Source organism: Xylanibacter ruminicola Ga6B6 (assembly GCF_000687715.1).
GTDB lineage: Bacteria > Bacteroidota > Bacteroidia > Bacteroidales > Bacteroidaceae > Prevotella > Prevotella ruminicola_B.
In genome coordinates, this window is sequence record NZ_JHXD01000017.1 from 28,347 (window position 1) to 43,293 (window position 14,947).

Consider the following 14,947-nt stretch of genomic DNA (forward strand, 5'->3'; position numbering starts at 1 on the left):
TTCTTATACCTTTAAAGATTAATACGACAGTTTAACACCAAATGTAAATGTACGAGATGCAGGATAGGTTCCACGATCTACGTAGCCGCTGTACTCAGGATCATAACCACTGTAATTGGTTATTGTAAGCAGGTTCTGGGCCGAAGCGTAGAGGTAAACACCCAGTTTCTGATTGTTACCCACTTTGGGCTGGAAATTGTAGCCAATCTGAATATTCTTCAGGCGCAGATAACTGGCATCTTCAATAAAGCGGCTATCCAGATAAGCGCTGTAGTTATTCTGAGCTACGGCACGTGGGATGGTTGTACTGGGATTCTCGGCTGTCCAACGGTTCAGCAGCTTGGTGGAAGCATTATAGCTGGCATTGGGCGATTCGAGTGCCTGTTCCATCTGGTTATAAAGCTTATTACCATATGAACCCTGGAAGTTAAGACTCAAGTTCCAACTCTTATAACGCAGCTGAGTAGCAAAACCATAGGTAAAATCGGGCTGTGCTGAACCAAGTACTACACGGTCGTTCTCCTGATCTACCACACCATCACCATTCTGATCGACATACTTCACGTCGCCATATTCTACGACCGGTTTGTTGGATGGTGAAGGAACCGACTTCAAATCCTCGGATGTCTGCACGATGCCATCAAACTGCCAGCCATAGTAAGTACCGAGTGCTTCGCCTGGACGGATAATGGTCTGGTTGCCGTTGATAATCTCACTCTGTCCGGTACCGATGCTTGTCACCTCATTGTGGTTGTGGGCAATATTGGCACTCACCTGCCATGTCAGATCCTTAGCCTGCCAAAGGGTGGCATTAACAGCAAACTCAACACCATCATTGGTGACGTTGCCTACGTTTGTAAGCTGACGACTGAAACCTGTAGTCTGCTCAACAGGAATATCCAGCAGCAGGTCGGAAGTTTTCTTGTGATACACATCGAAAACAAAACCCAATTTACCCTTCAGGATATTAAAGTCGAAACCCAAATCGTACGAGGTGGTAGTTTCCCACTTCAGGTCGTCGTTGCCCAAAGCCGAACGATAATAGGCTGTATTCTTAATACCGCCAAGGAAATAATGGGTAGCTGCATAAGTTGAGAGGAAGGTATAGTCGCCAATCTCCTGGTTACCCACAGTACCAATGCTGGCACGCAGTTTCAAGTCTTCAATCCACTTGATGTTCTTCAGGAACTTCTCTTCGTTCACATTCCAAGCAAATCCAAGTGAGGGGAACCAACCCCATTTCTTATTCTTGGCAAAGCGACTCGAACCATCGGCACGCAAGGTGGCTGTAAGATGGTAGCGATCCAACAGCGAGTAGTTGATACGACCGATGCCTGAATAAAGAACCGATGTTACAAAATCGGTCTCGGTAGCGATGAGCTGCGAACCTGACTGAAGACTCTTGTAACTCAGGTTATCATTGGCATAATCGGCAGTACTGCCAAGCAGTCGCTCACTCTTCTCCTGCTGATAGGTATAACCACCCAGCACCTCGAACTCGTGGATATTACCAATTTTCTTGTTCCATGTCAGGGTGACCTCAACCTGGTCGCTCTCCCAGCGTTTTGAACCCACGGCACCATAGCCATCAGAGTTGAAACCAATCTGTGAGGTGGCAGGACCGAACACACTCTGACGGGTATTCAGGATGTTTACCGAACCCTGTGTACGCAATTTCAGCCCTTTGATGATTTCCCACTGTGCAAAAGCGCTCACCAGCGTATTATCAACACGTGTCTGTGCATCCACCTCGCTCAGGTCGGCAATAGCATTTGGAGTCAGGCCATTGCGCACAAAGTCGCCTGCCTCAAAAGGATTAGCATAGTTGTAGGTACCATCAGTATTATAAATAGGTACTGCAGGCGATGTACGCAAGGCCAACTCCAGCAGGCCGCTCACACCGTTCGACTGTCCGCGGAACGACTGAGAACCGGTCTGAGTGCTCTTTGAGAAGCTCGACTTCAGGCCAACGGTTACGTTCTTCAGAATGTCACGTTCATAGTTCAAGCGTGCACCCAAGCGGGTAAATCCTGAGCCGCGAATCACACCATCCTGATTGGTATAGTTGCCCGAAATGTGGAAGCGCTCATTATCCGAACCACCACTTACCGACACCTGATGCTGCTGGGTGGTAGCAGTACGGAACAAAGCATCCTGCCAATCGGTGCCCTCGCCCCAAGTCTTAACCAACTCAGGTGTAACACCCGAAGCTTTCTTCTGGGCATCGGTTGCCAACTCCAGATATAACTCGCCCCACTGCTCAGCGTTGAGCACATCCAAACGCTTACGGACCGACGATACGCCAATAGAATAACCGTAATCCACCTTAACCTTACCATGTTTACCACTCTTGGTGGTTACGATTATTACACCATTGGCACCACGCGAACCATAGATAGCCGAGGCTGACACATCCTTCAGCACCTCGATCGACTCGATGTCGGATGGGTTGATTGAGGCCAAAGGATTAAAGTTTGTACCAGCCACGCTATTGCCGGCATTAGTGGCCGAACTACTGTTGTACAGCAGTACACCATCAATCACATAAAGGGGCTCGTTACCGGCATTGATAGAGTTACCACCACGGATGCGGATGTTAACCGAAGCACCTGGCTGACCAGATGATGCGGTGGCATCAAGACCGGCAACGGCACCACCCAGGATGTTATCGAACGAGGTTGAGGTATTAAGCAACTCATCATTCTTTACGGTAGTTACAGCACCAGTAAGCTGCTTACGCTTCTGTACACCATAACCTACTACTACCACCTCGTCCAGACGGTTCGAGTTATCAATCAGGGCTATCTCTACTGGCTCATCGAAATCGTAAACATCTACATCGAGGGCACGATAGCCTACGTATTCTACTTTCAGGGTCAGTGGGGCTTCTACCTTTGTCTCAAGCTTAAAGTTACCATCCACATCGGTCACTACACCTCTACCCTTTTCTGATTTTACAATCACCGAAGCTCCTATCAACGGCTCACCAGTACGGACATCGGTGATGTGTCCGGTAATCAGGTTCTGCGCAAAGGCCACTAAGGGCCCTATTGCAACAAGCGTTGCAACTAACAATCTTTTTCCCATAAGACTAATACTACTATTTATTTAAGATTCAACAATCCATATTCGTGGTTGTACTTGGTACCCTGTGCCAGCACCCATTCCAAGAACTTGTTTACCTCGTCGTCGGCATTGTTCACACTGATGCCCACCTTCTCGATGGCAACCTCCGACTCCTTACTATTCTCGAGTGCTGTAAGCAGTTCGTCGAGTGTGCCGTTATCGCTGAAACTGTTGGCCAAGTCCTTCTTCACGTCAAGACCTACCAGCGAGAGATCTTCTTTCAGGTGGCGGCTCTTCAGATCAAAGATATTAGGAAGTGCGTTGAACGACACGCCCAGAGGATCCTTTGCCAAAGCGGTGTTCAAAAACAGGTCGTCGCCTGATATACGCTTGCCACGGAAATTGCTGCTCTCCTCGCCAAAATTGTGAGCGAACGACGAAGCTACCGATGTGGCATTGCTGCCGCTATAAACAGTGATGGTTTCGAAAGCCTTGTTCTTCTTTACTTCCTCGTCAAAATCCTCATTCAGGAAATAAAGCTGCTTTAGTTTCTTGTTGTTCAAGTGTTTACCTTCGAGCAGTCGGGCTGCCTCAGAGCTACGTGCAGTGATAGGCAGCACGGCTGTCTCTCCGAAATAAACAATCTGGCTAAAGTTTTTATCATCAAGTACTACATTCAGGTCGGAATTACCTTGTCCTTTTGCAATCTGGAACTCTACGCCTGGTTGTGTTTTTGCGTATTCTTTAATCCACTTTTCGACCAACGGACGCGCAAAGCGTGGCGCCTTAATGGTGCGTACGGTTGTATTGTTGGTGCCCTTAACTTCGTTGACGTCGTTCACACCGTTACCTTCAGCCCAAATATTGCTGATGCTGATACTGAATAATACTGCTATTGTTAATGCTATCTTTTTCATATTGCTTCTTTTTAATTTTGTTTATACCTATTATATATATACCCTCCTTCATCATCATTGTCATCATCATCTGGCGACAACAACAAACATCTTGCATACGCATTCGCATTGTTCTTTTCATACCTTTATAACCCTTTAAATAATTAATTAATATTTCTGGGTGCAAAGGTACGGCGTTTTCTCCATCCCCACAATCCCTACCCTATGGCATTCCATATACCATGATATAGGTATTTCGATAGTTAATAAAGATATAATGCGCATTTGATTCATTTTTTATACATAACTTTGCAGCCGAAATGAAGAATAAACGACACTATACTGGACTGATAGCCACATTTGTGGCAACTTGTGGAGTTTATGGCCAAAGCGCCATAAACACAGACACCCTGCAGATGCTCGAAGGCGAGCGTCTGCAAGAGGTGCACGTGATGGCCCATGGTCATCAGCATGCCAAGACAAGAGGATTAGCCAATACAGACTTTATTGGCAGTGGCGATTTGCTACGCGCTGCCTGCTGTAACTTAGGCGAGAGTTTTACAACCAATCCATCGGTAGATGTGAACTATGCCGATGCGGCAACCGGTGCCCAGCAGATTAAGCTATTGGGATTGAGCGGCACCTATGTGCAGATGCTAACGGAGAACATACCAAATTATCGCGGCGCTGCAGCCCCCTACTCGTTAGGTTATATCCCAGGCCCCTGGATGCAGAGTATCCAGGTATCAAAAGGAGCCTCATCGGTAAAGAACGGCTACGAATCGATAACCGGTCAGATTAACGTAGAGTTCAAGAAACCGCAGGCCACACCTTTTGCCGACGCGAACCTATATTATAATACCAAGGGAAAAGTGGAAGCCAACCTTGGTGCAAACCTCAAACTCTCAAATCGCTGGAGCACAGCCCTGTTAGGGCACTACGAGCTACTCGACAAGGCACACGACGAAAATAATGATGGCTTTGCGGATATGCCGAAAGTACGCCAAGGCTCGCTGATGAGCCGTTGGGCCTACATGAGCGACGGCTATATCTTCCAGGCAGCCATCAAGGGGCTGAAAGAACATCGTGAGGGTGGACAGATCGGTCATCACACTAACACCTCTCACCCCTATACTATCGACATCACCAACGAGCGCTACGAGGCTTTTACCAAGAATGCCTTTATCTTCGACCCAGAACGCGGTTCGAACATTGCCCTGATTCTTTCGGGCTCGCTGCATCATCAGAATGCACTATATGGTCATAAACAATACAATACCGATCAGCGCAATGGATATGCCTCGTTGATGTTTGAAACAGATTTTAATGAACATCATAGTATTTCTACTGGTGTAAGTCTGAACCACGATCGTTTCGACTACGACGAAACCACCTCAGGAGTCTATGCCCAATATACTTATAAGATAGGCGAGCAGTTTACGTTGATGGGAGGACTGCGTTGGGACCATAGCAACCTTTATGGCGGTTTCCTAACACCACGCATGCACCTGAAGTACTCACCAAACGATATCCTGACGCTGCGTGGTTCTATCGGGAAAGGCTATCGCACCAATCATGTGATGGCCGAGTACAACTACCTGCTGGCCAGCAGTCGTCAAATCATCATCGATAACGATCTCGACCAGGAAGAGGCATGGAACTATGGTTTGAGCGCAGCACTCAGCATCCCTATTGGCGAACGCAAGCTGGAGCTTAATGCCGAGTATTACTATACCACATTCCAGCACCAGCTACTGGTAGATATGGATAGTAATCCTCATGCCATACACTTTACCAACCTGGCAGGCGACAGCTACTCGCACACCTGGCAGATAGAAGCTACATACCCGCTATTCGATGGCTTTACCATGACAGCCACCTATCGTCGCAACAACGTAAAATCAACATATAGCGGTGTGCTACGCGAAAAACCGCTCACCAACCGCTACAAAGGGCTTATCACAGCCCAGTTTAAGCCAGGCTTAGGCAAGTGGCAGTTTGATGCTACGCTACAACTGAATGGTGGCGGACGTATGCCCGACGCTTACACTACCACCAACGGACAGTCTGCTTGGGAGAGCAACTATAAAGGCTACGAGCAGCTGAATGCACAGATAACCCGATTCTTCCGCCATTGGAGCATCTATGCCGGTGGCGAGAATATCACAGGTCGCAGACAGCAGAATCCTATCATCGCTGCCAGCGATCCATGGGGCCAGAACTTTGATGCCACCATGGTATGGGGTCCCATGCATGGTGCCATATATTATATAGGTATAAGATTAAATTGGATAAAAATATAAAGCATTATGAGAACAAAAGTATTATTCGTCGCATTAGCATTCGCAAGCGCTTGCTTTGCAAAGGACATCAAAACTGTGGTACTCACCACCAATCCACAGATGCACTGCAACAACTGTGAGAAGAAGATTAAGGAAAATATCCGCTTTGAAAAGGGCGTTAAAAGCATCAAGACCGATCTTGATACAAAAACAGTCACCATCGAGTACGATGCCGACAAGACGACCGTAGCCGACATCATCAAAGGCTTCGAGAAAATCAAATACGAGGCCAAAGAGGTGAAAGAAAATCCCAAGAAAGTGGATGCAACTACATCCGCCACAAAAGTATCAAAATAAATTCCCATTATTGGAACGTGATATTCCCACGTTGGGAACAAAATATTCCCACGTTGGGGACAAAACGTTCCCTAGTTGGGAATAAAGAAACCCGCATAAACACAGGGAATCTGGAAGATGAGAGATTTTTCGCATCTCTCCCCCTCGAAACGTCTGTGTACAAAGGCTTTTCAGCAGATTATAGGAGAGATGAACAATTTTTATTCAAATCATGGTTTACCATTGCAGAGACGCACGAGTCTGACCATACGTTCTCGGCTGTCTCAACCATATCAATAATGGTATAGATAGGCAGAATAATACCCAAGACTGCAATTGGGGCACCTATTCCCGACATGAGCGATAGGGTAAGAAAATAGCACCCCATTGGCACTCCAGCATTACCAATGGCCGATACAACCGACACAAGTATCCAAAGCAGAATGGTACTCCATGTAAGTGGGATGCCACCATTCTGCATCACAAATAGCGATGTTACAAGAATAAAGGCGGCACATCCATTCATGTTAATGGTAGTACATATAGGTAATACAAAGCGTGCAATCTTAGGACTGATACCCAAACGGTTCTCGGCAGTATCCATAGTAACAGGCAGGGTTGCAGCACTACTCTTGGTAAAGAGTGCCATCAGTACAGCTGGCATCATCTTACTGAGCACATGAATGGGGTTCAACCCGCGTGCCATCAGGAACAAGGGCAGCACCACAAAGAACTGAATAACATTGCCACCAAGCACTACCAGCACATACTTTCCAATAGAATCGGCTACAATACCTGCTGATACCTGAGCCGACAACTGGGCCGAGAAAGCAACAATGCCTAATGGCAAAGTCCAGATCAGTCCACGTATCAACAAAAACAAAAGTTCCTGAAGCCCCTGCAAGCCTTTAATCAACACGGCCTTATTTTCTGACTCTGACAATTTCGATAGTCCAAAGCCTATGGCAAAGGCTAACAACAATAATGAAAGTACGTTTCCATCAAAGAATGGCTTTACGATATTGTTAGGGATGATGCTGATGATATGCTCGGTATAGGTTATCTGCGGACCGATGTCTGATACCTTTGAGCTACTATTAACCACCTCGGCAGGCAGATTACCTGGAGCTATCAACAAATAGAGTACGGCTCCCACAGCAGCTGCAGCAATTGTGGTAAGTAACGTATAGGTGAGCGTATGACCGAAGATACGCTTTGACCCTTTTGAGCCAAAAGTGGCAAAAGTGGTGATGACTGCCAACACTATCGTAGGTACAGCCAGCAATTGGAACAATCGGGTATAAACCGTTGCAACCAAGTTCATCACTACATCGAGCCAATTAAGCCCAAGTAAACCTAATAACGCACCAACAACAAGTGCCCCTATCCAAATGAATGTTCTTTTCATATCGAGTGCAAAGATACAATAATTAAAATAATTAACCAAATATCATCCCTAATTATCGGCGTTAACACACTGATTTTTCATTATAAATTTGGATAATTACGCACTTTATCGTACCTTTGCAGCCAAATTAAAAAAGATGGCAATACAAGATGCAATATTCAGACGCTCCGAACTGCTTTTAGGCAATGAATCTATGGAGCGCATCGCCCAGAAAAGGGTGATTATCTTTGGCGTGGGAGGTGTAGGTTCATGGTGCGCAGAGAGTCTGGTACGTAGTGGTATCAGGCATTTGACGATTGTGGACAGCGACCGCGTTTGTATCACCAACATCAACCGCCAGCTAATGGCCACTACTAAAACCGTCGGACAGGTAAAGGTAGATGCGCTGAAAGAGCGTTTGTTAACAATCAACCCTACTGTAGAGATTAATGCCCTACAAAAGATTTTCACGGCAGAGAATGCTGATGAGTTTGCACTTGATACTTACGATTACATCATAGATGCTATCGACTCGCTGAAAGATAAGGCCGCGCTTATTCTCCTGGCTTGCCGTACTAATGCCAAACTGTTCTCATCTATGGGAGCAGCCTTAAAGCTAGATCCTACCCGTATCAAAGTTACAGAGTTCTGGAAGGTACAGGGCGATCCACTGGCACGTGCACTTAGAAAGAAATTCAAGTCGCAGAAGCAATTCCCTAAGCGAAAGTTCCAATGCGTTTATAGCGACGAGCTGCTGGAGAACAAAGGTCACAATGCCACCTGTGGCACAGAACAATGCATGTGCCCCAAAGCCCAGAATGGTCCAGGCGACAAGAGTCTGTTGAACCACGAATGGTGCTCTTCTAAAGCCCAGATCAACGGTACACTCGCTCATATCACCGCTATCTTTGGTTTTATGTTGGCAGGTCTGGTGATAGAAGATATAGAATATTATTCTACGAAATAGGCAAACAGGCTTCGAATCTAGCAAAAAACATCAATTAACGCTACGTTTATAGATATATTATCTAAATATCACCAGATATTTGGAGGTTATATCTATTCTTCGTATCTTTGCACCCAAAATCAGAACAGATATGGCAAAGTATATAATAGCAGATAATCAGGAGATAACAAGGTTCGCCATCGACAGTTTGTTACGCCAGAACGACGAGAACCAGATATACCGTGCATCAGACAAAACAAGTTTGGTTGCTCAGTTAAAGGAGCACGAGCATGCTGTGGTTATACTCGACTATACCCTGTTTGATTTTGCCGACGAGGACCAATTGCTGATAGTAAGCGAACGCTTTGCCTTATCGCAATGGTTACTTATCAGCGATGAGCTGACGCCTCAATTCCTGCGCCGTGTTATCTACTCATCGCATCAGTTCAGTATTGTATTTAAGGACGGTCCGATGAAGGATTTGCGCGATGCCCTGCACGCTGTAAGTCATCATCAGCGTTTTATCAGTCAGCGTGCGCTCGAAGTGATTATCTCACAGCAAAGCGACGAGGAGAAGCCTGACATTCTGACCGCCACCGAATCCGAAATCGTAAAAGCCATCGCCCAAGGTAAAACCACCAAGGAGATTGCCGAAGAGCGTTTTTCGAGTATCCACACCATCACCACCCACCGCAAGAACATCTTCCGCAAATTAGGCATCAACACGGCACACGAACTCATCAAATATGCCATCCGTGCCGGCTTGATTGATCCTTCGGAGTTCTATATCTAACCCTCAAGTTAGTTGATTAATTTGGTGCGTTCGTTGAATAAATTAGCGTGATAGGTTTTATCATGCTACCTTTGCAGCACAAATGATTCACTAAAACGCATTAACATGAAAAAAACAATGACCAGGATGATGCTAATTGCATCAGTAGCATTGATGGTATGCTGCTCGGCAGAAGATCCGTTCGGCGATTACACTAACAATTGGGGAGATAACTGGGGCAACGACACGCCCAGCGAGAATGGCAGCGGCAGTTCGACCACCACAGGCGATCTAACCACATTTACAGTAAACATTGATCAGACATCGGCCGAACCTACTGATGCGGCTACAGAGTATTTTCCTGACGATGAAGATGCCCTAGAAAACAGCACTTTTACCACCGAGGTAGCCATCAACATGGCAAACCCTACAGCTAAAACCGAGAACGGTGTAGAGATAACCGTGAACGGCGGACACATCACTGCCAATCACGGCTCTACCAAAAATATCTGCTACGTACTGAGCGGCACCACCAGCAATGGTTCGTTTACCGTAGTAGGCGACAAGAAATACGAAATAAAGCTGAATGGTGTAAATATCACTAATCCCGACTCGGCAGCCCTGAACCTGCTGAGCGGCAAACGTGCCTATATTGTATTAGTCGACGGCACCAGCAATACACTGACCGATGGTACGAGTGGCAATCAGAAGGGAGCACTCTACTGCAAGGGGAAACTACTGTTTAACGGCAGTGGACAGCTGAGTGTTGTCGGCAATACTAACAATGCCATCCACTCGGCCGACTACATTGTGTTTCGCAAAGGCAACAACATCTACGCCAAATCAACCGTCAACCACGGCATCAAAGCCAACGACGGTGTGTTTATCAACGGCGGTATCATCAACGTGGAGGTAACAGCGGCAGCAGCCAAAGGTATTAACTGCGAGAGTAATATTATGGTAAACGGTGGTCGCACCACCGTAATTACCACTGGCGACGGTACCTACGACAGCACCGACAAAGAAGCCAAGGGTGCAGCCGGCATCAAGGCCGACTCTACCTTTACCATCAATGCCGGCGAGTTGTGGCTCAAGAGCACCGGTTCGGGCGGCAAAGGTATCAACGTAGATATGGATGCCAACTTTAATGGCGGTAGCGTGTATGTAGTAACCGAGGGCGGACAGTTCAAGAGCAATAACGACACTTCGTCGCCAAAGGGTATCAAGGCCGATGGTAATATCAGCATCAGCGGCGGCACCATTTTGGTACGTACCACCGGCTATAACGGCGAGGGCATTGAGACCAAGAGCCAGCTGAACATCAGTGGTGGCGAAGTGGCCTGCTATGCCTACGACGACGCCATCAACTCGAAGGGCGACATGACCATCACTGGCGGCTATGTGTATGCACAGGGCAAGAACAACGACGGACTGGATGCCAATGGCAACATCTACCTGAAAGGCGGACTGGTGTATGCCATCTGTTCGGGCTCACCCGAGGTGGCCATCGACGCCAACACCGAAGGCGGCAAGAAACTCTACCTTACCGGGGGTACCATCGTGGCCGTAGGCGGACTGGAGAGCGGCAGCAGTCTCACACAGTCGTGCTACCAGTCGTCGTCATGGAGCAAGAACACCTGGTACACCATGACCGTTGGCGAGAACACCTTCTCGTTCCGCACCCCATCCAGTGGCGGTTCCGGGCTTGTAGTATCAGCAGCCACTACCCCCACCCTGCAGTCGGGTACATCGGTTAGCGGCGGTAGCAGTTTCTTTGGCGGCTTAGGCATTGCAGGCGGTACCATATCGGGTGGAAGCAGCGTTTCGCTCTCAAGCTATACCGGCGGTAGCAGCATGGGCGGAGGCGGCGGTTGGCCTGGCGGTTGGCACTGACACAATAAATCGCAATTTTTCACGTTATTAATAGTAGTAATTGGAATGTATTGGATGAAAAATCAGTCGAGACAAGAAAACCTGATATACTTAGTAGTGTGGAGTTTGCTCTTTGCAACTCCGCTACTAAGTCTGTATCTACGTACCATGAGCGATGATAACCTCAGCTTTCAATGGGGTGAAGTATTCTTTATCTGGGGCAAGTTCGGCATATTTTTATTGCTGTTCCTGTTTCACAACTTCCTGCTGGCACCATTGCTTATCCATCAGCATAAGCGCGCCTTGTACATATCGGCCATCGCTATTGTCATCACTGGATTTGTGTTCGTACAGATGAAAACGCATCCACAACCATTCCCCGGTATTGAAAAGCGTGAATTCTTCAGAGGTCCCCGACCCGATCATGACGACAGGAGATTTGAAGACAGGAGATTTGAAGACAGGAAGTTTGAAGACAGAAAGTTTGATGACAGACGAATGCCACCCGAATTTAAAGGCGGCAAGCCTGTCCCCCCATTCATACGCAAGGACAGATTAGGCGATAGTCTGCACGATATCATAGCCACCGTAGTGCTTTTGCTGATGTTTGGAGCCAATCTGGGCGCCAAACTCTACTTCCGCACACGGAACGACCAACGCAAGCTGCAAGAGTTAGAAAAGCAGAATCTTGAGCAGCAGCTGGAATATCTGAAATATCAGATAAACCCACACTTCTTTATGAACACGCTCAACAATATCCATGCCCTGGTAGATATCGATCCTGCCAAGGCACAGGACACCATCCTGGAACTGTCGAAGATGATGCGCTTTGTGCTTTACGAAGGCGATAAGAGCGGTGTGCCTTTGAATCGCGAACTAGAGTTTATACGTACTTACATCACACTGATGCAGCTACGTTATACCGATAAGGTGAAGATTAATCTCGACCTGCCTACCCAGATGCCCGATAAAACCATACCACCACTTATGTTGGTATCGTTTATTGAGAATGCCTTTAAGCATGGCGTGAGTTATCAGCACGAATCGTTTATCGATATTAAGGTAGAACTTATCGAGCCACTGCCTCAGGTAACCCACCTGCACTTTACCTGTAAGAACTCCAAGGCCGAACGTCCCAATGAAATGAAAGGTGGTGTAGGTTTAGTGAACGTGAAGAAGCGCCTCGACTTGCTCTACGACAAGAACTACACATTGACGATCAAGGACGATGCAGATATCTATTTTGTAGAACTAATTTTACCACTATGATACGTTGTTTAGCTATCGACGATGAGCCTTTGGCTCTGGGGCAACTGGTTTCCTATATTAATAAGGTGCCATTTCTGCAACTGGCAGCTCAGTGTCAGAGTGCCTTAGAAGCCCGCAAGTTTTTAGAGAACGATACAGTTGATGCCATCTTCTGCGATATCAACATGCCCGACCTGAACGGTATGGATTTTGTGAAGTCGCTAGCGGTACCACCACTGATTGTATTCACCACAGCCTACTCAGAATATGCAGTAGAAGGGTTTAAGGTGAATGCCGTAGATTACCTGCTGAAGCCTTTCGGTCTGCAGGATCTGCAACGTGCTGCCAATCGCATTAAGGACCGACTAACCGAATCGGTAGCCGCAGCCAGGCCTGCTACCGATAGCGACGACTCGCTCTTCCTGAAGACCGACTACCGCATTGTAAAGGTGAGCATACCCGATATCAGGTATGTAGAGGCCATGAGCGAATACCTGAAAGTGTGGATAGAGGGCGAGGCGAAACCCATCATCACACTCCTATCCATGAAGAAGATGCAAGAACATCTGCCCAACAACTTTATGCGTATTCACCGCTCTTATATCATCAACCTGAACAAGATTCAGGAGGTAAATAAGAACCGCGTGATTATGGATAGCGATACCTATTTACCAATAGGCGATTTGTATAAAGATGCATTTCAAGCCTATCTAGATACCAAGTTTTTAGGAAAATAAAGGTGGCCGCACACGCGGTCACTTTCTTTTTTCACACTTTTTAGGTATTGTAACATTGCCTTAATCGCCGTACCTTTGCACCCGGATTTGTTTAAGAGACTAAATTCGGTTATGAAAAGGTTTATATATACATTAATGATGATGGCGATCTGCTTAACAGGCAGCGCACAGAAGAACAATGCAGATAGCACCAAAACCTCACGTTTGAGCGTTGGTGGCTATGGCGAAGCAAACTTTACACGAAATTATTACAGCGACCACGTGAGTCGCTACAGTCAACCCGAGGAACATAAGAATGATCCTAGTCACGGACGTCTCGACATTCCCCATGCAGTGATTTATCTGGGTTACGACTTTGGCAAAGGCTGGAGTTTTGGTACCGAGATAGAGTTTGAGCATGGCGGCGCAGGTATTGCCTATGAGAAAGAAGACGAAGAAGGCGGTGAATGGGAGCAGGAAACCGAGAAAGGCGGCGAGGTAGAGCTGGAGCAGTTCTGGCTGCAGAAGTCGTTTGCCCCTTGGGCTAACATCCGTGCCGGACATATCGTAGTGCCTGTTGGTTTGAACAATGCACACCACGAGCCACTGAGCTACTTCACCGTATATCGCCCTGAAGGCGAGAACACCATCATGCCCAGCACCTGGCACCAGACAGGCATATCGTTCTGGGGTCGTGCAGGCAAGTTCCGCTACGAGGCTCAGTTCTTAGGCGGCTTGAATGCCGACCAGTTCACCAACGTGGGTTGGATTCACAAAGGTCACAAGTCACCCATGGAGTTCGATGTAGCCAACAAATATGCAGCTGCCCTGCGCATCGACAACTATTCTATTCCTGGTTTGCGTATCGGTTTGAGCGGTTATTACGGTCACAGCATCGGCAACACCTATCCTAACGATGCCAATGGTACAGGTGCCACTTATCAGGGTAAGGTTGCCATTGGTGCCATCGACTTTACCTACAACGCCCACAACTGGATTGTTCGCGGACAGGCCGACTACGGTTACTTAGGCGACGCTGAAGAGCTGAAGTACATGTACAACCGTTTGAACTCTAAGTCGCCTTACAAGCACTCTGCCTTTGTAAGCGGCAATGCCTATGCAGTAGGTATCGAGGCTGGTTACAACATATTCTCGCAGATTCAGTGCATGCGCCAGCAGGGTGAGCGCCTTTATCTGTTCGGACGTTATGAGGCTTACAACCCTTATGCCAGCGACACCAAGGGCATCAGCTACGACTACACAGCCGTTAAGCGTATGGCCGTAGGTTTGAACTACCACCCCATCCGCCAGATTGTAATCAAGGCCGAGTACTCTCAGCGCTTCTTAAAGAGCAAATACAACAACGAGCCATCGGTTAACATCGGTGTGGCTTACGAAGGATTCTTCCTCTAAAATCGAAATTTCC

General features: G+C 47.3%; 11 protein-coding genes. 8 read left to right on the forward strand and 3 right to left on the reverse strand.

Translation table 11 applies throughout. The features are described from left to right. Positions 1–18 precede the first annotated feature (18 nt). On the reverse strand, positions 19–3,087 hold the full coding sequence (locus T500_RS0110585) for a SusC/RagA family TonB-linked outer membrane protein (protein ID WP_028908087.1): 3,069 nt from the start codon (positions 3,085–3,087) through the stop codon (positions 19–21). 17 nt (positions 3,088–3,104) lie between these two features. Then, positions 3,105–3,983 carry a hypothetical protein gene (locus T500_RS0110590; RefSeq protein WP_013063145.1) on the reverse strand — a complete coding sequence of 293 codons (879 nt, stop codon included), beginning with the start codon at positions 3,981–3,983 and terminating at the stop codon, positions 3,105–3,107. A 299-nt stretch (positions 3,984–4,282) separates the two neighbouring features. Between T500_RS0110590 and T500_RS15820 the strand changes: the two genes are divergently transcribed. Continuing rightward, positions 4,283–6,265: a TonB-dependent receptor plug domain-containing protein gene (locus T500_RS15820; RefSeq protein ID WP_051612023.1), complete on the forward strand. Its 1,983-nt coding sequence runs from the start codon at positions 4,283–4,285 to the stop codon at positions 6,263–6,265. Positions 6,266–6,271: 6 nt separating this feature from the next. Further along, positions 6,272–6,601 (forward strand): heavy-metal-associated domain-containing protein, encoded by a 330-nt coding sequence (locus T500_RS0110605; RefSeq protein WP_028908089.1) that lies wholly within the window; start codon positions 6,272–6,274, stop codon positions 6,599–6,601. A 178-nt stretch (positions 6,602–6,779) separates the two neighbouring features. On the opposite strand, the gene T500_RS0110610 is transcribed toward T500_RS0110605, so the two are convergent. Further along, positions 6,780–7,988, reverse strand: coding sequence for a dicarboxylate/amino acid:cation symporter (locus T500_RS0110610; RefSeq protein WP_051612024.1), 1,209 nt, complete (start codon positions 7,986–7,988; stop codon positions 6,780–6,782). Positions 7,989–8,124: 136 nt separating this feature from the next. Between T500_RS0110610 and T500_RS0110615 the strand changes: the two genes are divergently transcribed. The 6 genes from T500_RS0110615 to T500_RS0110640 all read left to right on the forward strand — a co-directional run bounded on the left by T500_RS0110615 (position 8,125) and on the right by T500_RS0110640 (position 14,934). Then, positions 8,125–8,934, forward strand: a complete 810-nt coding sequence (locus tag T500_RS0110615; protein ID WP_028908091.1) for a ThiF family adenylyltransferase — start codon at positions 8,125–8,127, stop codon at positions 8,932–8,934. 130 nt (positions 8,935–9,064) lie between these two features. After that, on the forward strand, positions 9,065–9,706 hold the full coding sequence (locus T500_RS0110620; RefSeq protein WP_028908092.1) for a helix-turn-helix transcriptional regulator: 642 nt from the start codon (positions 9,065–9,067) through the stop codon (positions 9,704–9,706). 105 nt (positions 9,707–9,811) lie between these two features. Next, on the forward strand, positions 9,812–11,578 hold the full coding sequence (locus tag T500_RS0110625) for a carbohydrate-binding domain-containing protein (protein WP_028908093.1): 1,767 nt from the start codon (positions 9,812–9,814) through the stop codon (positions 11,576–11,578). 45 nt (positions 11,579–11,623) lie between these two features. Next, positions 11,624–12,826, forward strand: coding sequence for a sensor histidine kinase (locus T500_RS0110630; protein WP_230580895.1), 1,203 nt, complete (start codon positions 11,624–11,626; stop codon positions 12,824–12,826). Next, complete coding sequence (locus tag T500_RS0110635) at positions 12,823–13,542, forward strand: LytR/AlgR family response regulator transcription factor (protein ID WP_028908095.1); 720 nt, start codon at positions 12,823–12,825, stop codon at positions 13,540–13,542. The genes T500_RS0110630 and T500_RS0110635 overlap by 4 nt, the downstream gene beginning before the upstream one ends. A gap of 111 nt (positions 13,543–13,653) precedes the next feature. Then, complete coding sequence (locus T500_RS0110640; RefSeq protein ID WP_028908096.1) at positions 13,654–14,934, forward strand: hypothetical protein; 1,281 nt, start codon at positions 13,654–13,656, stop codon at positions 14,932–14,934. The last annotated feature ends 13 nt before the right edge of the window (positions 14,935–14,947 follow it).

Excerpts from the sequence above, each read along its gene's own strand:
- T500_RS0110620 (WP_028908092.1), top strand. The coding sequence starts at position 9,065 with ATGGCAAAGTATATAATAGCAGATAATCAGGAGATAACAAGGTTCGCC.
- T500_RS0110610 (WP_051612024.1), bottom strand. The coding sequence starts at position 7,988 with ATGAAAAGAACATTCATTTGGATAGGGGCACTTGTTGTTGGTGCGTTA.
- T500_RS0110585 (WP_028908087.1), bottom strand. The coding sequence starts at position 3,087 with ATGGGAAAAAGATTGTTAGTTGCAACGCTTGTTGCAATAGGGCCCTTA.
- T500_RS15820 (WP_051612023.1), top strand. The coding sequence starts at position 4,283 with ATGAAGAATAAACGACACTATACTGGACTGATAGCCACATTTGTGGCA.
- T500_RS0110635 (WP_028908095.1), top strand. The coding sequence starts at position 12,823 with ATGATACGTTGTTTAGCTATCGACGATGAGCCTTTGGCTCTGGGGCAA.
- T500_RS0110590 (WP_013063145.1), bottom strand. The coding sequence starts at position 3,983 with ATGAAAAAGATAGCATTAACAATAGCAGTATTATTCAGTATCAGCATC.
- T500_RS0110625 (WP_028908093.1), top strand. The coding sequence starts at position 9,812 with ATGAAAAAAACAATGACCAGGATGATGCTAATTGCATCAGTAGCATTG.
- T500_RS0110605 (WP_028908089.1), top strand. The coding sequence starts at position 6,272 with ATGAGAACAAAAGTATTATTCGTCGCATTAGCATTCGCAAGCGCTTGC.
- T500_RS0110640 (WP_028908096.1), top strand. The coding sequence starts at position 13,654 with ATGAAAAGGTTTATATATACATTAATGATGATGGCGATCTGCTTAACA.
- T500_RS0110615 (WP_028908091.1), top strand. The coding sequence starts at position 8,125 with ATGGCAATACAAGATGCAATATTCAGACGCTCCGAACTGCTTTTAGGC.
- T500_RS0110630 (WP_230580895.1), top strand. The coding sequence starts at position 11,624 with ATGTATTGGATGAAAAATCAGTCGAGACAAGAAAACCTGATATACTTA.